This is a genomic window from Thermosynechococcus sp. TG215, from assembly GCF_031583455.1.
Taxonomy (GTDB): domain Bacteria; phylum Cyanobacteriota; class Cyanobacteriia; order Thermosynechococcales; family Thermosynechococcaceae; genus Thermosynechococcus.
Genome location: NZ_CP134178.1, coordinates 2,650,925 through 2,668,121 on the forward strand (window position 1 = coordinate 2,650,925; position 17,197 = coordinate 2,668,121).

Here is a 17,197-nt window from a genome sequence, read left to right on the forward strand (position 1 = left end):
TTTTAGTTCAATTTCATGCCTATCGCGCGAATCCTGATCGTAAAGACGTTCCTAAACCCTCTCAAGTTTTACAGCTAGGGATTGTTCAATTTTGATCTCCTTTAACATAAAAATTAAGGACTTTAATCAGCAAGGGGGAAGCGTATCGTGGGGGTCTCACTCACACCAATGACACGGCACTACATTCTGCGTTTACTCAATCAAGGAAGCGATATTTTTGCCCTCGCCGGTCAAAGTTTAGAGAAAGCAGCGGGCGATCGCGAAGCGTCCCTTGGGGGCGATCGCGAGAACGATATTCTAAATCGCCTAGAATCCCTTGCCCCCTCAGAATTAGCAGCTGTAGAGATGATTGTGCGCCTCCACCGCTCCCTCAGCAACGAGGGGAATGAGGGGTCTCACCGACAGATGCAATTCAAAAGCCTTGAGGAAAAACTATGGCGGATTTTAGGTATGGACTGCCCCTCTGAGAGCCCTCAAGCTGCGCCTAGGGAGCCAGTCATCCCTGTCAAAGAGCAGCCGTCTTTAACGGTGGCTCAAGCCCTCGATCACTTGAACCGCGTCAGTGAATTAGCCCAAAAATACCTTGGCAAAGTCATCGTCGCGAATTACTGGCGAGCCTGCCGCCCTTCTAGTAGTTGGTTTGCTGATTTTGTTGTTACCGATGATGGCTACATCACCTACCACGGGTCGTTAGGAACTGGGAAGACTCTTGTGAACCCAACTCAACAGCAGCAGTTGGAAACATGGTTAGTGAGTTTTGTGGATCAATGTCGCCGTATTCTCCCCCTCTTTCGACAGGATCTGCAAAAGGCAAGACTCTCGGGTTCGTCCCTAGAACCTGAATCAGAGATTACTGCTGTTGCAGATAAGCGCTAGCCCCTAGGGTTTGCAGTTTTTGATTCTTGGCGGTCACCGTCGCGGCCAACTCTTGACGATAGGCCATCACTTGCTCCAGCAGCTTTGGATCATGACTGGCCAATAGTTGGACGGCCAATAGGCCTGCATTTTGGGCATTGCCAATGGCAACCGTCGCCACGGGAATCCCAGCCGGCATCTGCACAATGGAGTAGAGGGAGTCCAGCCCCTGTAAGTGTCGGCTCGGTACGGGTACGCCAATCACGGGTAGGGGAGTTAAGGCAGCAATCATGCCGGGCAAGTGGGCAGCGCCACCGGCACCCGCAATAATGACTTTCAGACCCCGCTGATGGGCATTTTGGGCAAACTCGACCATGGCAAGGGGCGTGCGGTGAGCCGAGAGAATCGCCACTTCATGGGGAATGCCAAAGCGTTCACAGATGGCGATCGCCCCCTGCAGGGTTGGCAAATCCGAATCACTGCCCATGACAATGGCAACCAGCGGCATCTCTGACATCCCTCTTTCCTACTCCCTCAGCAAACGGTGCAACCTCATCCTACAGCCCTTTTCACAGGAGCGAGATATTATTTCTCTATGATTACTGCTGCTGCGATTAAGCAATTTGCCCATCAGTTGGGGTTCCATCGGGTGGGGATTGTGGATTTGCGCGCCTATACCCATGACCATCCTTCTGGGGTGGCTGCCCTACAACGCTGGTTAGCCCAAGGCTTCCAAGGGGAGATGGCGTGGATGGCCAACCCGCGGCGACAGGAGATTCAAGCCGTCCTGACGGGAGCGCGATCGGTGATTTCCGTTGCCCTCAATTACTATCAGCCTGATCCAGAGCCACCCCCTAAGGTGAAAATTGCCCGCTATGCGTGGGGGCGGGATTACCATCGGGTTTTGGGAAAACGCTTGCAAGCCCTAGGGCAATGGCTGCAGGCTCAGGTACCTGAAATGGACTACCGTTGGTATGTGGATACAGGCCCGGTACAGGACAAAGTGTGGGCGGAGCAGGCGGGAATTGGCTGGATTGGCAAGCACAGTAATGTGATTTCGCGGCAGTATGGCTCGTGGATTTTCTTGGGAGAGTTAATCACCACGTTGGAGTTGACGGGCGATCGCCCCCACACTAATCACTGCGGCACCTGTACCCGTTGCTTGGCCGCCTGTCCCACCGGCGCCATTGTTGAACCCTATGTGGTGGATGCCAACCGCTGCATTGCCTACCACACGATCGAAAGCCGTGCCCCGGAAATTCCCCCCGCCATTGCTGCTCATTTAGAAGGCTGGGTTGCCGGCTGTGACATTTGCCAGGAAGTGTGTCCTTGGAATCAACGCTTTGCTCAACCCACGGATGTGGCCGACTTTGCCCCGCGATCGCCCCTCTTGAAGACTTCTCTAGAGGAACTCGCCACCCTCAGCGATGCAGCATGGGATGAACTCACCCGTGGTTCTGCCCTACGGCGAATTAAACCCGCCCAATGGCGCCGCAATGCCCAAGCGGTGCTGTCTGCCAATCGGTATGATGAAAAATGATTCAATGCGGAGGCTCACCTATGGTTCGACGACGCTCCACCCCTTGGATTCATCGTTGGTCACGGTGGTTGATTGGCGGGGTTGCCCTCGCTGGCATGGTGGTGACCGCCTACCTGACGATCGCCAAGCTGACCAATCAAGAGGTCACTTGTCCCACCGATGGCTGTGACATTGTCCTCAATAGTCCTTGGGCAACCGTGTTTGGTATTCCCCTCTCCCTCATTGGCTTTGTCGCCTACACGGGGATGCTGTCGTTGGCGGCCCTGCCCCTGTTGTTGAACCAGCCGCAGCAAAAAGAACTCCGCCGCAATGCTGAAAACACCACTTGGCTTTTGCTCTTTCTGGGGGCAACGGCCATGGCCAGCTTCAGCAGTTACCTCATGTATATCTTGGTTACAGAGATTAAGGCCACTTGTCCCTATTGCATTGCCTCAGCCGTCTTTAGCTTTACATTTTTAATCTTGACGATTATTGGTCGTGAATGGAGCGATCGCGGCCAACTCTTTTTCAATGGCGTGATTACTGCTGTGATTACGCTGGTGGCCGTCTTTGGCATCTATAATGCCCGCATGGCCAACCCTGAGGGTCCTGGCATCCCCATCGTCAATACCTCAGGTGCGGCGGAAATGGCCCTCGCTCGCCATCTCACCCAAGTGGGAGCGGTTATGTATGGTGCCTATTGGTGTAGCCACTGCCACGATCAAAAGGAACTCTTTGGTAAGCAGGCAGTACGGGAACTCAACTATGTTGAATGTGACCCCAATGGTGCCAATCCCCAAGTGGAACGCTGCCGTGCCAAGGGAATTCAGGGCTATCCCACATGGGAAATCAACGATCAGCTTTACTCCGGCACGCGATCGCTCAGTGAACTCAGTCGGCTGAGTCAATACACAGGCCCGATGAACTTCAAGAACCAATAGGGGCAAGGAACCGCAGTGATAGAATGAAGCCAACCGGGCACTACGCAGGTTTTTTATGCTTTCTATTGATACAGCCGCCGAACCCGCCAAGGCTCCTTTTGCCACACCACCTGCCCTTGCCAACATCTTAGTGGTTGAAGATGAAGACCTGATTCGGGAAACCCTTGTCCTTGCTTTGCAGGAGGAAGGCTACCATACCCTTGTGGCCAGTGATGGTTATGAGGCTCTCAATCTCATTAATACCTATCTCTTGACGGATACTAATCCTGAAAAGGCAGAGGTGCATTTGATCATCCTAGATGTCATGCTGCCGGGCATCAATGGATTAGACCTATGCCGCTTAATTCGCCGTGAAGGCTGTACAGTTCCCATTCTCATGATCAGTGCCAAAGGCAGTGAAATTGATCGAGTGGTTGGCCTTGAAATTGGTGCCGATGACTACTTGGCCAAGCCCTTTGGCATGCGGGAGATGCTGGCGCGCTGTCGTGCCCTATTGCGGCGGACGCAAATTCAACAGGCTACAGTGCCAACGGTGCTGCGCTTTCGCGATCTCTGCCTCTATTCCCAAGAATGCCGCGTAACCCTGCGGGGCAAGGAGATCAATCTCTCCCCCAAAGAATATAAACTGCTTGAACTGTTTATGCGTCACCCTCGCCGCGTTTGGCCACGGGAGCAGTTACTCGATCAAGTGTGGGGGCATGACTTTATTGGCGATAGCAAAACGGTTGATGTCCACATCCGCTGGCTGCGGGAGAAAATTGAAACCGATCCCAGTCATCCCCAATACATTCTTACGGTGCGCGGTTTTGGTTATCGTTTTGGTTGAGACTCAGTAAAACAATCCCCATCAAAGCTGCCGGTAAAAGGAGCAGTAAAGTAATTAGCCCCAAATTTGGCGGCAAGGGATAGAGGGGGGCAATAAATTTAATGCCTAGGGCCATGAAGAGCGACACCAGCAAAACCGCCGATAACCACCTTAGTTCTGACAGCCAAGGTGTCATGTTATTTCTCCATCCCTAGGGCACTTTCAAGGGCAGTGGCCATGATGGCAGTGGGGGCGGGTTGGCCAATCCAGTACTCCAAGGCTGCGGCTCCCTGATGGAGAAGCATGGCAAGGCCGTCGAAGGTTTGCAGTCCCCGTGCCATCGCTAATTGCAAAAGAAGGGTGGGGCGAGGTTTGTAGATGAGGTCATAGACAATGGCGGTGGTGGGCAATCGTGCCAAGTCCTCGGCTGTGAGGGGGGTGGTGCCAGTATGGGGACTCATGCCAATGGGGGTGGTATTGACCACAAGGCTGACTTTCTCCAAACAACTGACCCGCTCTGACCATAAAAGGGGATGGAGCGTGATCTGTGGCCAACTGGCAACAAAGGCCTCTAGCCGTTCCCCTTGGCGACCACTGATATAGATCTGCCGACAGCCCAAGTCATAACAGGCAGTGACCACGGCTCGCGCGGCACCCCCATAGCCCAAGACTAAAACAGCAATCTCCGACCACGGGTAGGACTGTTGCCGCAGTGGTGCCAAGAAGCCATGCACATCGGTATTGGTACCCACCCATCCCTTTTCACTGCGATAGACGGTGTTGACTGCCCCCACCTGCTGTGCGAGGTCGCTGACATCCGCCAAATAGGGAAGGATGGTTTCTTTGTGGGGAAGGGTGACATTAAAGCCAACGACATTCAGGGCATCGAGGCCAGCGATCGCCACCCCCAACTGCTGCGGCTTCACCCAAAAGGGCACATAGACATAGTCCAGACCCAAATGCTCCAACGCGGCATTGTGCATTGCCGGTGAGAGGGTGTGGGCAATCGGGTCGCCAATCACCCCCAGAAGCTGGGTGTGGCCAGAGATCTTCGGCATCCGCTCCTAAACCGCCTCGTGATCTTTTTCGCTGGTGCGGATGCGAATGACCTGCTCAACGGGCGTCACAAAAATTTTGCCGTCGCCAATTTCCCCCGTGCGGGCAGCCTCAATAATTTTCGCCACGACCATATCCACTTGACTGTCTTCAACGACAATCTCAATTTTTAACTTTTGTAAAAATTCTACTGTGTATTCGGAGCCGCGGTAGCGCTCGGTTTGCCCCTTTTGCCGCCCAAAGCCGCGTACTTCGGAGACGGTCATGCCGACAATGCCCGCATTGACAAGGGCGATCTTGACTTCATCCAGTTTGAAGGGACGAATAATGGCTTCTACCTTTTTCAATGTCAAACTCCTTCTTTATGGCAACGGGCTAATCTTTATTTAGCATTGGCAAAAGAGTATAGCGTGTAGCAATAACTACATTATCTCCAATCCTCGGGCGATCGCCCAATGGCAAGGTCTCGCGCTGGCTCCAGAAAATAAGCTCTAATAGGGAAGGTAATTGAGAGGGAGTCAAGCATGGGGTGGCAGCGACCCGATGGCCGTCAACCACAGGAATTGCGATCGCACCAGTTTCAGCGGCATTTCACCCAATTTGCCTTAGGTTCAGTGCTCGCCCAAGCGGGGCAAACTCAAGTGTTGTGCACTGTTAGTCTCAAGGAAGGCGTACCCAAGTTTTTAGAAGGCACAGGCCAAGGCTGGCTCACCGCAGAGTACCGCATGCTACCCAGTGCAACGCGGCCACGGCAAGAGCGAGAATTTCTCAAACTCTCTGGGCGCACCCAAGAAATTCAACGCCTGATTGGTCGTAGCTTACGCTCTGCTTTGGACTTATCCTTACTGGGGGAGCGCACGCTCATTGTGGATGCGGATGTGCTCCAAGCCGATGCCGGCACGCGATCGCTGGCGATTACAGGGGGCTACATTGCCCTTGTGGATGCCCTGAGTACCTTACTTCAGGAAGGGGTACTTAGCGAATCTCCCCTATGTCATCAGGTGGCGGCAGTCTCTGTGGGGCTGATTGATGGCGACCCCTATTTGGATTTGAGCTACGCTGAGGATGTGGCAGCCAGTGTCGATTTCAATGTCGTGATGACGGCCAATGGTCAGTTCATTGAGGTTCAAGGTACAGCAGAGATCGGTTCCTTTGATCGGCCAACCCTCGATCGCCTTCTCGATGTCGCCAGCCAAGGGATTCAAGAACTCATTGAGATTCAACAGCAGGTCCTAGCGGCAAGCCATGAGTGAGCAGGCCATTTACCTCGGACACATCGTCAAGTCCAACTCCCACTGCGATTATGTGGCGCAACTGGTGGATCGCTTGGATGTGCCCCACCCCCCCGCCCCAGAAGACTATGGCTTTGGTCGCTTTGTCAAGCTCGAGGATGAGCAGCGCCACTGGGCAGTCGGGGTCATTTACAACTCTCAACTGTTGAATCCCCAGTTCCATCAGATCAGCCCGCGCCTCACCACCAATGCCGACACCTTTCTCAGTCCCGATTTGGTCAGTGAAACCCGTACACTGCTGTGGATTGCCCTCATTGGTCATTTGGTGACTACTGAGGATCGCCTCTATGGCCAGCAGGGGATGCCCACCCTTGTGGTGCCTGTGAATACGCCCGTGTGGCAATTGACCACTGCTGAGGTGTTGGCCTTTCATCGCAGTGCCCAAGGTCAAGCCCAGTTTCGCTACTATGCCCATTTGTTACGCTCAACGGGGAACTATGCCGCACCCTTGTTGGGGCAAATTCTGGAAACCATTACGCCACTGTTCAGTGGAACTGAACGGCGATCGCTCGAAATTATCAACAAAGAGTTGGCTTGGCGGCATACCTTAGGCACTTTGCGCTAAGACTGGACACAGAAATTGGGGTTTTGCAAATAAACTTCATGAAAAATCCTATGCAATGGTGACAAATTAGCGATACATCTGCTAAGGTCATTAAGTGTGTGAGGAGCGAACCAGTTAAGGGCACCGAGACGAAACACGGCCAGTCGTCGGTGCTCTTTCTGATTTTGAGGCTATGCTGGCACGGGTTTGGAGTGCTGCCGTTCTAGGAATTGACGCGATTCCCGTCGGCGTCGAAGTAGATGTTTCTGGCGGCTTACCGGGGATTGTGGTGGTGGGTCTGCCCGATGCGGGTGTGCAAGAGGCACGGGAGCGCGTTAAGGCGGCGATTCGCAATGCCGGTTTTAGCTTCCCAATGCGGCGCATTGTCGTTAATCTCACCCCCGCCGATTTACGTAAGGAAGGCCCCAGCTTTGATCTCCCGATTAGCATTGGCATCCTAGCCGCTTCAGGACAGGTTGCAACGGATTTACTCGGCGATCATCTCTTTCTCGGCGAAGTGTCCCTCGATGGCACCTTGCAACCCGTGGCAGGGGTACTGGCGATCGCCATTGCGGCGCAAGCCCAAGGCATGACCGGTCTCGTGGTGCCCATGGCCAATGTCACTGAAGCAGCGGTGGTGCAGGGGCTAAAGGTCTATGGTTGCCACACCCTCGCCGAAGTCGCAGCCTTTTTGAATGACCCCAACTCGCGATCGCCAGCAGCCAATTCCCTAAGTTTGCATGCTCCACCCTCTGCCCGCTCTGGTCTTGACCTTAAGGACGTGAAGGGGCAGTATCAAGCGCGGCGTGCCCTCGAAATTGCGGCTGCGGGTGGGCACAATCTCATCTTTGTCGGGCCACCGGGCAGTGGCAAAACAATGTTGGCACGGCGGTTACCCACCATCTTGCCGCCCTTGACCTTTGAGGAAGCCCTTGAAGTCACCAAAATTCACTCCGTGGCTGGACTGCTCAAAGAACGCGGCCAATTGCTCCAAGAACCCCCTTTTCGGAGTCCGCACCATTCTGCCTCTGGCCCTGCCCTTGTGGGCGGTGGCAGTTATCCGCGTCCGGGGGAAATCTCCCTTGCCCATCGGGGGGTGCTCTTTCTTGATGAATTAACGGAATTCAAGCGGGATGTGTTGGAGTTTTTGCGGCAGCCCCTTGAAGATGGCCAAGTCACCATTGCCCGCACCCGCCAATCCGTGGTGTTCCCGGCGCAATTTACCCTCGTGGCCAGCACCAATCCCTGCCCCTGTGGCTACTATGGCGATCCAGTGCAACCCTGTACCTGCTCGCCGCGCCAGCGAGAACAGTATTGGGCAAAGCTCTCTGGCCCCCTGCTGGATCGCATTGATCTGCAAGTGAGTGTCAGCCGCCTCAAGCCCGAGGAAATGACCCGCCAAACCCTAGGGGAAGATTCAGCCACGGTACGGCAGCGGGTCTTGGCGGCACGCCAACGCGCCCAACAGCGATTTGCTCAAGAACCCACTCTCCACTGCAACGCCCAAATGCAAAGTCGCCATCTGCGCCAGTGGTGTCGTTTGGATGAGCCTTCCACCAAGCTCCTAGAAAGGGCGATCGCCCAACTGGGGCTCTCGGCACGCGCCACAGACCGTATCCTAAAAGTAGCCCGTACCATTGCTGATCTGGCCGACTGTGAAACGATTGCCGCTGCTCACGTGGCCGAAGCCATTCAATACCGCATGCTCGATCGCCTGCAATAGACACGGCTGGTTTGCGCTGCTGCTGGGTTGCTTAGCCCTACTGCTCATCGGCTGTACAACGGCGACCCAATCTGCGAAGCCGATTGAACTCGTGTTTTGGCATGGGGTCAACCCACCCGCCAACCGCGTGGTCCTCCAGCGTCTTGTGGATCGCTTCAACGCCCGCCATCCCCAGATTCATGTCCAAGCTCTCTACGTTGGCCAACCCGACCAGCAGTTACCGAAAATTCTGGCCGCAGTGGTGGGCAATGCCGCACCGGATCTGCTCTGGTATAACCCCACGATCACGGGTCAATTTGTTGATCTGGGTGCCCTGCGTCCCCTTGATGACTGGTGGCAAGCCTCCCCCTACCGCGATCAAGTTAGTCCTGCCCTGATACCAACAATGCGCTACGGCAACCATTACTGGTCTATTCCCTTTGCCACCAACAACCTTGGAATTTTTTATCGTCCCAGTTTATTGGCTGCCGCCGGCGTGAAAACACTGCCCAGCACATGGCAGGAATTAGAGCAGGTCAGCCAAACCCTAAAGGCACAGGGCATCACCCCACTACTCCTTGCCCTTGGCCAAGGGGAATTTGCCGTCTTTACTTGGTTGCCCTTCTTTTGGAGTGCGGGTGGCAGTCTCGGAGACACACCAGAAAGCGCCCACATTGACACACCCCCCGCGATCGCGGCTCTTGAGTTTTGGCAACGCCTGCGACAAGAAGGCTTAGCGACACTCTCTGCCCCGGAACGTGGTTATGAACTGGATCAATTGATTCGTGGCGAGGTGGCGATGCAAATGACAGGGCCTTGGACGTTGGCGCAACTCCAACAGTCGGGGGTGGATTTTGGCGTTCTACCCATGCCCGCCCTCAAAACCGCCGCAACTGCACTGGGGGGCGAAAATCTCTTTGTCTTTCGCTCAACACCGCAACGGGAAGAGGCTGCTCTAGCCTTTTTGGACTACGTTCTCAGTGAAGAATTTCAGACGGAGTGGGCTTTGGGCACAGGGTATTTGCCCGTGAATGAACGGGTGCGTACCAACGATCGCTATCAGGCCTTTGTGGCACAGCAACCTGCGCTTCGTGTTTTTCTAGATCAGATGGCCGCTGCTCAGGCACGTCCCAACTTCCGTGGTTATACCCGCTTTTCCCAAACCCTTGGACGAGCGATCGAAAGCGTTCTCCTTGGCAAATCAACCCCGAAAACCGCAGTGGAAACCGCAGAGCAACGTTGGCAACTGATGCGCCCGCGTTAAAAGAGACTACCCGCCGCCTTGACCATATTGGCTGGGTTAAAGGCATCCATGGCAGCGGTGGCCTCATAACCACAGTGCACCATGCAGTCACGGCACTTGGGATTGCCACTTTTGTGGCCATACTTCTCCCAATCGGTATTTTCAATCAGTTCCTTCCAAGTTTTGTAATGCCCCTCATTGAGGAGATAGCAGGGTTTTTGCCAACCCAAGACGCTATAGCTGGGCATTCCCCAAGGGGTACACTCATAGTCCTTTTCACCGACCAAGAAATCAAGGAAGAGGGGATTGTGGTTAAAGTTCCATTTCTTCTGACCCGCGCGGTAAGGGGCGAGAATTTCGCGGAAGAGGGCACGGGTTTGCTCCCGTTTGAGGAAGTGCTCCTGATCCGGTGCCCACTCATAGGCATAGCCCGGCGAGATCATCATGCCATCCACCCCTAGGGAACTGACAAAGTCAAAGAACTCCTGCATTTCCTTAGGATCCACCCCTTCAAAAATTGTCGTATTGGTGGTGACACGGAAGCCCTTGGCTTTAGCCGCTTTAATCGCTTTCACCGCAATATCAAAGACCCCTTTGCGATCCACGCATTTGTCGTGCCACTCCCGCAGACCATCGAGGTGAACGCTGAAGCTAAAGTAGGGGGAGGGCTTGAATTTGTGGAGATTTTCCTCTAGAAGAATACCGTTGGTGCACAGATAAACAAACTTCCGCCGTGCCACCAAGCCACTGACAATTTCATCAATTTGCGGGTGCAGCAGGGGTTCCCCACCGGGAATGGCAACAATCGGTGCACCACATTCTTCAACGGCGCGGAAGCATTCCTCTGGGGTGAGATATTTGCGCAGGACTTCAAGGGGATGCTGAATTTTACCGCAGCCCGAACAGGCGAGATTACAGCGAAAGAGAGGCTCAAGCATCAAGGTGAGGGGAAAGCGCTTTTTGCCCTGTAGGCGTTGTGAGATGATATAGGTCGCGACTTCCACTGCCTGCTTGATGTGGACTCCCATGGGCAATTCTCCTCAATGTGGCTAATTTTCTAGCCAAGACGCTTAATAGATGTTTATAGTTGTAGCAGCTTTGTGGGCGATCGCCAAAGTGTCCTATCAGGTTTGCAAAGTGGCACACTATGCTCGTGCTCAAGAGGCTAGCGGCAGCGACAGTGAAAATTTTTGCAAAATCCCCTAGCCAATCTTGACAGAGATACCTATAATCAGAGACCATTAGAGGTACTGTAGAAAAATCCCTTTTGCTTAACCTCCATAGCCTAAGAGACCAAAGGTTAAGCATAGACTTTCATCAAGGCTGGCATGGGGTGACATCTTTTCCTTCTGCAAGTCGTGCAGAGCTTTTTAGGTATCACCAGAGTTGCGTTCCGCGTTCCAATGCCAACCCACCTCTACAGGAACCCTTTTCCCAACCATCTTAAAGCCAAACTTGCACGCGTCCCTTACAGGGGCAAGAGTGGCTCAACACTGTGCTAGATGCCTTTAGCCCATTCATGCTGACGTTTATTTTGTTAAGAAATTCTAAGGATAATGAATGCCTAAGCAAATTATTATTGCCGAGGAACATCGGCTAGCGGCGGTCTTTGCCGAAGATCAAATTCAAGAATTAATCGTGGCCACGGGCACCCATCAGGTGGGGGACATCTACCTTGGGGTGGTTGAAAATGTCCTACCGGGCATTGATGCTGCCTTTGTCAACTTGGGGGATGCCTCCCGTAATGGCTTTATCCATGTCACTGACCTTGGCCCATTGCGCCTGAAGCGAACGGCTGGGGCAATCACGGAATTGCTCGCACCGCAGCAAAAAGTGCTGGTTCAGGTCATGAAGGAACCCACGGGCACCAAGGGGCCACGGCTGACGGGAAATATTTCGTTGCCTGGGCGCTATCTCGTGCTGATGCCCTATGGTCGGGGGGTGAATCTATCGCGACGGATTACCAATGAGGCGGAACGGCATCGGCTACGTGCCCTGGGCATTTTGGTCAAACCCGCTGGCATGGGGCTACTGGTGCGTACAGAGGCTGAGGGTGTCTCCGAAGAGGCCATACTTGAGGATCTGGAACTCCTGCAACGGCAGTGGGAAACGATCCAACAGCAGGCGGCCTCCAGCCGTCCTCCCCAGCTTCTGGGGCGCGATGATGACTTTATCCAAAAAGTGTTGCGGGATGTCTATAGCAGTGATGTCAACCGCATTGTGGTGGATACTCCGGATGGGGTCAAACGGGTCAAACAGCACCTGAAAAACTGGAATGTCAATAAGCCGGTGGGGGTTCTCATTGACTATCACCAAGAACCCATTCCCATTTTGGATTACTTTCGGGTGAATGCTGCCATCCGTGAAGCCCTGAAACCCCGTGTGGATTTGCCCTCCGGTGGCTATATCATCATTCAACCAACAGAGGCACTGACGGTCATTGATGTGAACTCTGGTTCATTCACTAGTTCAGCCACCTCGCGGGAAACAGTGCTGTGGACGAACTGCGAAGCGGCTACGGAGATTGCTCGCCAACTGCGACTGCGCAATATTGCTGGCGTGATCATTGTGGATTTTATTGACATGGATTCCCGCCGCGACCAGTTGCAACTGCTGGAGCACTTTAGTAAAGCCCTGCGTGCTGATAAAGCTCGCCCCCAAATTGCTCAACTCTCAGAACTGGGGCTGGTGGAACTGACCCGCAAACGTCAAGGGCAAAATATCTATGAACTTTTTGGCCGTCCCTGTAGTGCCTGCGGTGGCTTGGGTCACTTGGTGCATTTACCCGGTGAACCGGAGGATAGCCCCGGCGAAATTGTCGAGCGATCGCCCATGCCGCGTCCACCGGAGCCACGCCGCAGTTTAGAATCCCGCACTGAACCCAATGGCTTTGCCAGTAGCAGTCTAGAGACCCAACTCATTAACCACCCTGACTATCAAGCGGTAGGGGGTATTCGCCCGCGTGCTTCCCGCAGTAGTCATCCACCAACCCCTCGCAGTCCTCGTCGTGCCTCTGAAAATGGCAATGGTCGCAAGGTGATTACCACGCCTACAGAAACGGCGCCGCCGCCAGTGGTCAAAGTGGAGAGCCGTCCGCTGCGCCCTGCCCGTCCTAGCCGCTCTGAACCAGCGGAAGTGATTACCGTAACAATGACGGATCAAGAGCAGGCGGTCTATGCGGAAATGGGAATTTCACCCCTTGTGTTGCACTCTGAGGAGGTGAAGAATCCGCGGGGAACGATTGTGATGGTGGCACGCCCCGGCCAAGACCCCCTACCCCTGCCCCAGAAAACTGCACGACCCGTTAGTGAGGGAATGCCTGAGGATATCCCAGAGACTGCTGATGAGCCGCCCGCCCCTGTGGTTAGCACGATTAATGTCGAGCCGATTCCAGCCACTGCGCTGCTCAATACCAGTGAGCCAGAAGTCACGACCGAGTCTGAATCCGGCGGGGAAGCATCCACCCCAGAGGCCTCCGTGCCCGCAGGTCGGCGGCGGCGGCGACGGGTCACCACTAGCGAGCAGCTCTCCCTCGATGCCAATACTTAGGCTCAGCAATGTTGGGGGATCTAGACCCTGCCCTCATCCAAGAGTGGCTCAAGGCTGCATCGGCAGAACTTCCTCAGGGGGAACCCCTTCAACGGCTACCGCGGGTGGGGTCTGAAGCTTTTGCCTTTGCCCTTGTTACCCCAAAGCACCAGTTTACCCTTGGGCGTTCCAATTTGCGCTTTCCCTTAATGAGCGCAATTAAGCCCTTCTTGCTGCTGTATGCCTTGACGCTGTGGCAGGAGCAGGTGTGGACGTGGGTGGGACAGCGCCCCTCAGATTACCCCTATAACTCTGTGTTGCAGTTAACCCTTGATCAGGGGTGGCCGCGCAATCCCATGATTAATAGTGGAGCGATCGCCCTTGCTAGCCAATTGGCTGATGTTGGCGGTGTTGCGGTCTTTCAGACTTGGCTCAATGAGTGTGCGGGTACGCAGTTGCAGGTGGATCAGGAGGTGTTAGCAGCCGTTTATCGCCATCCCAACTGGCAAAATCGCACCCTTGCCCACTGTTTAGTGGAGTCTGGACGCATTGCCGATGCCGGGGTTGCCCTTGAGATCTACAATCAGGTGTGCTGTTTCCAAGGAACGATTGAGGAAGTGGCGCGCTTGGGTCTCCTGTTGGCACTGCCCCATGACAAGGTGAGCGATCGCCATCGTCAGCAGGTGAATGTGCTCATGCTCACCTGTGGCCTCTACGAGGACTCCCCCCGCTATGCCCTAGAAATTGGCTTGCCCGTGAAATCGGGTGTGAGTGGTGTGATTTTGGCCATTGTGCCGCGACAGGGGGCGATCGCCTGCTACAGTCCACCCCTCGATCGCAGTGGCAACTCGATTTTGGGTCTATACCTGCTCCAGCGCATCAGCCGCCACCTCGGCCTCAGTCCCTTGGGCTAACTGCACCACCAAGCGGCGATCCGGTTCCTCTCCATAACTAAAGGTTTCAAGGCGATCGCTCTCTACCTTGATGAGACTGTGAACAACACGCCGCTCTGCTGCAGATAGGGAGCGAATTTCAACGGGTTTACCGGTGTCGAGGACTTGGGCAGCCACCTGATGGGCAATCTCCTGCAACTGGCGATAACGGGCGCGGCGATAGCCCGCCAATTCCAAGGTAAAAGCCGTTTGCTCCTCCCGCGATCGCCCCAAATTCAACGTGGCATTGAGCAGATATTGCAACGCATCGAGAGCTTTGGCATTGTTGGCCAGCAGGGATTCAATTTGCGCAGCACTCAGGGACTGGCGATCGATCTCTAGCCAGTGCCCCGGCACCACACTTGCCAAAGGGGACTCCACCACAGAAACGGTTGTCTTAAAGCCTGCTAGAGCAAGCACCTGTTCCAGCCACGCACACCCCGCAGCAATTGGATCAGCGGTCATGCCTCCCCTCAACTTGATGGATGACGCTTGGCTTTAGTGGCCTTGGCACTTTTAACCCCCTTGCCCTCAAAGGGGAGAGCAGCCCGATTTTTAATCGCTTCAGCCCGTTCCTGCTCCTCCACGAGTTTTTGCAGGTTCTCTGGCAGCGGCTCCTGTTGGAGAATAAAGGTTTGCACCGTCTGGAAGATGTTGGCGATTAGCATATAGAGCAGCACCCCGGCCGGCAGTGGGAAAAAGAGGAACATCCCAGAGAAGATAATCGGCGTCAATTGATTCACAGTTTGCTGCTGCGGGTTATTGCTGCTGCCTTGGCCAGAGAGCAACTGGTTGACGTAGAGACTGACACCAAAGCCAAGGATCATGATCAGGATATCCCAGTGGATCGCGCCCCAATTAAACTGGCGTGTGCCATCGGGCAGCGTGATGAAGAGTTCCCCTTGATCAATGACACCCACATGGCCAAGGGCAGAGATAAAGAGGAAACCTTTATCCGCCGCAATCCCCGGAATCGTTCCCTGAACCGTTACATCACCGGGTTGCAGGGCTTGCAGATGCCCCTCACTGTCAATGGTTGCCCGCTCTTGACCGCGAATAATTTGCCACTTGGGTTGCAGGTGACTATTGGGATAGGCGGCGGCCAGTTCACTAAAGGGTTTCCCCTCCTTGGTTTGGAATTGGAGATCCACCGTTTGACCCACTGGAATCTTGGTACCGCTGGGAACCACCGCCTGAATGGGGAAATGAATGCCCTCATCAACGTAGATATTTTGCGGCTTAGTGGCAAAGGGCTGGGCTAAGACAGTTTGATCAGGGGGAACAATTTGCAGGTTGAGCTGGTAATTCACATCAGCAAAGGGTGATCCGCGGAGCGTGGCAAAGAGAGCAAAGAGAATCGGCAACTGCAACAGCAGGGGGAAACACCCCGCCAAGGGATTACCAAACTCCTTGTACACCTCTGCCATTGCCTTTTGCTGTTCGGCAGGATTATCCTTGTATTTCTGTTGGATTTCCTGCATCCGTTTTTGCATGATCGGCTGCACAACTTTCATGCGCCGCATATTGCGAATGGATCCCGCACTGAGGGGATAGACGGCAAAGCGCACCACCAGTGTCAGCGCCACAATCGCAAGGCCATAGCTGGGCACAATCCCATAGAAAAAGTCAAGGATTGGCAGCATGACATTGTTGGAGAGGAAACCGATACCAAAATCCATGGAATCCTGCAATTAAGGGTGAACAGTTAACAGAACTATCTTAGGTCTTAAGAACCAATCGCGCCACTGACACTTTTGGCAGCGGGACTCAATTTGGCAGAAATATAGTCATAAATTTCACGGAAGCGGGGGACAGCGCGCATTTCTAAGCGGCTACCATCTTTGAGGGTGACGACCATATCACCGTAGGCGCCCCAGCCGCGAGGAACGGTGACGACTTTGGTGATTTCGCTATAAATGACATCGGAGCGATCGCGCCCCATCCAGCCGCCTATCACCGTAATCCGCCGATTGGTAATGCGGTAGCGCAGCCAGAGGGCACGGACAATGGCACCAACGGTAAGGGGCAGACAAATCACCGTTAGCCCCAACAGTAAGTTGATCACCAAGTCACCCCAATGGGGACCGCCTTCGTAGAAAACGTCTTCGGAAATTCCCGGCATCGTCAGTACCCCTGCTTTGGCCATTAACTGCGTCAATTCAGCGCGACAGTCCTCGTCACTCACTTGCAGTGCCGCCTGACGCACTACCACAATCATATCCCACCCTGCGGCTATCTGCAGTAAGAGTGAGCCGATCACCCGTCGCCATTGCCGTTTCAAACGGTTGCGATCGACGGCTCGCTTACTCACCTTTTTGCTGACCACAATGCCCAGCCGTGGTGCTGCCTTGACGGCTTGGGGCGCCAGCCAAAGAACGGCCAGTTTGCCGTGGTGGGCGGTTTTGTGTTGATAGACGCGGTCAAAATCATGGCGATCGCGCAGGCGATGTTGACGAGGGAGCACTAGACTGCAAGCCGTGCCCGTCCTTTACGCCGCCGTGCCTTAATGACGTTCTGACCCGATTTGGTGCGCATGCGCGCGCGGAACCCAGAGGTGCGTTTACGTTTGCGGACAGTACCGCCCAGTGTACGTTGCGTCATGGCTGTTGCAGTTATGATGGTTAATCAGAAAAAATACTGCCCCAAGGGGCACGCCCTAGTCAGTCGTTAGAGCGATCTACAATCGTATCACTTCCCGTGAGGCAGCGGTAGCCCTGCAAGGCTATTGCCGTCTTGGTCGTGTTGCCTATCATTGCTCACATTCTACGGACGAGGTTTGC

Annotated in this window: 19 protein-coding genes and 1 pseudogene; 10 read left to right on the top strand and 10 right to left on the bottom strand. The window is 54.4% G+C overall.

All coding sequences use genetic code 11. The features are described from left to right. Positions 1 to 168 precede the first annotated feature (168 nt). Positions 169 to 876, top strand: coding sequence for a hypothetical protein (locus RHJ02_RS12930; RefSeq protein WP_302678502.1), 708 nt, complete (start codon positions 169 to 171; stop codon positions 874 to 876). On the opposite strand, the gene purE is transcribed toward RHJ02_RS12930, so the two are convergent. Further along, positions 851 to 1,372: a 5-(carboxyamino)imidazole ribonucleotide mutase gene (gene purE, locus RHJ02_RS12935; RefSeq protein ID WP_206200512.1), complete on the bottom strand. Its 522-nt coding sequence runs from the start codon at positions 1,370 to 1,372 to the stop codon at positions 851 to 853. The genes RHJ02_RS12930 and purE overlap by 26 nt on opposite strands. Before the next feature lie 78 nt (positions 1,373 to 1,450). On the opposite strand from purE, the gene queG reads away from it, so the two are divergent. Genes queG through RHJ02_RS12950 form a run of 3 tightly spaced genes read left to right on the top strand, consistent with a single transcriptional unit; the run spans position 1,451 to position 4,141 of the window. Next, entirely contained in the window at positions 1,451 to 2,395 is a 945-nt protein-coding gene (gene queG, locus RHJ02_RS12940) for a tRNA epoxyqueuosine(34) reductase QueG (protein ID WP_206200513.1), read from the top strand. 20 nt (positions 2,396 to 2,415) lie between these two features. Beyond that, on the top strand, positions 2,416 to 3,315 hold the full coding sequence (locus tag RHJ02_RS12945) for a vitamin K epoxide reductase family protein (RefSeq protein WP_225901597.1): 900 nt from the start codon (positions 2,416 to 2,418) through the stop codon (positions 3,313 to 3,315). 55 nt (positions 3,316 to 3,370) lie between these two features. Continuing rightward, positions 3,371 to 4,141: a winged helix-turn-helix domain-containing protein gene (locus tag RHJ02_RS12950; protein ID WP_206200515.1), complete on the top strand. Its 771-nt coding sequence runs from the start codon at positions 3,371 to 3,373 to the stop codon at positions 4,139 to 4,141. Here RHJ02_RS12950 and RHJ02_RS12955 read toward each other — a convergent pair. The 3 genes from RHJ02_RS12955 to RHJ02_RS12965 are packed head-to-tail and all read right to left on the bottom strand — an operon-like array spanning position 4,107 to position 5,523. Further along, complete coding sequence (locus RHJ02_RS12955) at positions 4,107 to 4,316, bottom strand: hypothetical protein (protein ID WP_206200516.1); 210 nt, start codon at positions 4,314 to 4,316, stop codon at positions 4,107 to 4,109. The two genes, RHJ02_RS12950 and RHJ02_RS12955, sit on opposite strands and share 35 nt — an antisense overlap. A 1-nt stretch (position 4,317) precedes the next feature. Next, positions 4,318 to 5,178, bottom strand: a complete 861-nt coding sequence (locus RHJ02_RS12960) for a shikimate dehydrogenase (RefSeq protein ID WP_206200517.1) — start codon at positions 5,176 to 5,178, stop codon at positions 4,318 to 4,320. Positions 5,179 to 5,184: 6 nt separating this feature from the next. Further along, positions 5,185 to 5,523, bottom strand: coding sequence for a P-II family nitrogen regulator (locus tag RHJ02_RS12965; RefSeq protein WP_206200518.1), 339 nt, complete (start codon positions 5,521 to 5,523; stop codon positions 5,185 to 5,187). A gap of 177 nt (positions 5,524 to 5,700) precedes the next feature. Between RHJ02_RS12965 and rph the strand changes: the two genes are divergently transcribed. The 4 genes from rph to RHJ02_RS12985 all read left to right on the top strand — a co-directional run bounded on the left by rph (position 5,701) and on the right by RHJ02_RS12985 (position 9,978). Then, positions 5,701 to 6,429, top strand: coding sequence for a ribonuclease PH (gene rph, locus RHJ02_RS12970; protein ID WP_206200519.1), 729 nt, complete (start codon positions 5,701 to 5,703; stop codon positions 6,427 to 6,429). Further along, the gene (locus tag RHJ02_RS12975) at positions 6,422 to 7,033 is read left to right on the top strand and encodes a hypothetical protein (protein WP_206200520.1); all 612 of its coding nucleotides are present in this window, start codon (positions 6,422 to 6,424) and stop codon (positions 7,031 to 7,033) included. The genes rph and RHJ02_RS12975 overlap by 8 nt, the downstream gene beginning before the upstream one ends. Positions 7,034 to 7,205: 172 nt before the next feature. After that, entirely contained in the window at positions 7,206 to 8,735 is a 1,530-nt protein-coding gene (locus RHJ02_RS12980) for a YifB family Mg chelatase-like AAA ATPase (protein WP_310800302.1), read from the top strand. After that, complete coding sequence (locus RHJ02_RS12985) at positions 8,668 to 9,978, top strand: ABC transporter substrate-binding protein (RefSeq protein ID WP_310800303.1); 1,311 nt, start codon at positions 8,668 to 8,670, stop codon at positions 9,976 to 9,978. The genes RHJ02_RS12980 and RHJ02_RS12985 overlap by 68 nt, the downstream gene beginning before the upstream one ends. Here the strand turns inward: RHJ02_RS12985 and hpnH are convergent. Next, positions 9,975 to 10,985 carry an adenosyl-hopene transferase HpnH gene (gene hpnH / locus RHJ02_RS12990; protein WP_206200523.1) on the bottom strand — a complete coding sequence of 337 codons (1,011 nt, stop codon included), beginning with the start codon at positions 10,983 to 10,985 and terminating at the stop codon, positions 9,975 to 9,977. The two genes, RHJ02_RS12985 and hpnH, sit on opposite strands and share 4 nt — an antisense overlap. A 532-nt stretch (positions 10,986 to 11,517) precedes the next feature. On the opposite strand from hpnH, the gene RHJ02_RS12995 reads away from it, so the two are divergent. Next, positions 11,518 to 13,506: an Rne/Rng family ribonuclease gene (locus RHJ02_RS12995; RefSeq protein ID WP_302678505.1), complete on the top strand. Its 1,989-nt coding sequence runs from the start codon at positions 11,518 to 11,520 to the stop codon at positions 13,504 to 13,506. Positions 13,507 to 13,514: 8 nt separating this feature from the next. Next, entirely contained in the window at positions 13,515 to 14,399 is an 885-nt protein-coding gene (locus tag RHJ02_RS13000; RefSeq protein ID WP_302678506.1) for a glutaminase, read from the top strand. Here RHJ02_RS13000 and RHJ02_RS13005 read toward each other — a convergent pair. From RHJ02_RS13005 to rpmH, 5 genes and pseudogenes are all read right to left on the bottom strand, one after another. Further along, positions 14,346 to 14,882: a R3H domain-containing nucleic acid-binding protein gene (locus RHJ02_RS13005; RefSeq protein WP_310800304.1), complete on the bottom strand. Its 537-nt coding sequence runs from the start codon at positions 14,880 to 14,882 to the stop codon at positions 14,346 to 14,348. The two genes, RHJ02_RS13000 and RHJ02_RS13005, sit on opposite strands and share 54 nt — an antisense overlap. Positions 14,883 to 14,890: 8 nt before the next feature. Next, positions 14,891 to 16,096 carry a membrane protein insertase YidC gene (yidC, locus tag RHJ02_RS13010; protein ID WP_206200527.1) on the bottom strand — a complete coding sequence of 402 codons (1,206 nt, stop codon included), beginning with the start codon at positions 16,094 to 16,096 and terminating at the stop codon, positions 14,891 to 14,893. Between the two features lie 47 nt (positions 16,097 to 16,143). Then, positions 16,144 to 16,539, bottom strand: a complete 396-nt coding sequence (locus RHJ02_RS13015; protein WP_225901724.1) for a PH domain-containing protein — start codon at positions 16,537 to 16,539, stop codon at positions 16,144 to 16,146. A gap of 72 nt (positions 16,540 to 16,611) precedes the next feature. Beyond that, a pseudogene (gene rnpA, locus RHJ02_RS13020) lies at positions 16,612 to 16,881 on the bottom strand (ribonuclease P protein component); the annotation flags it as partial. Beyond that, positions 16,881 to 17,018 carry a 50S ribosomal protein L34 gene (gene rpmH, locus RHJ02_RS13025; protein ID WP_099799755.1) on the bottom strand — a complete coding sequence of 46 codons (138 nt, stop codon included), beginning with the start codon at positions 17,016 to 17,018 and terminating at the stop codon, positions 16,881 to 16,883. The gene rpmH and the pseudogene rnpA, both read right to left, overlap by 1 nt. Between the last annotated feature and the right edge of the window lie 179 nt (positions 17,019 to 17,197).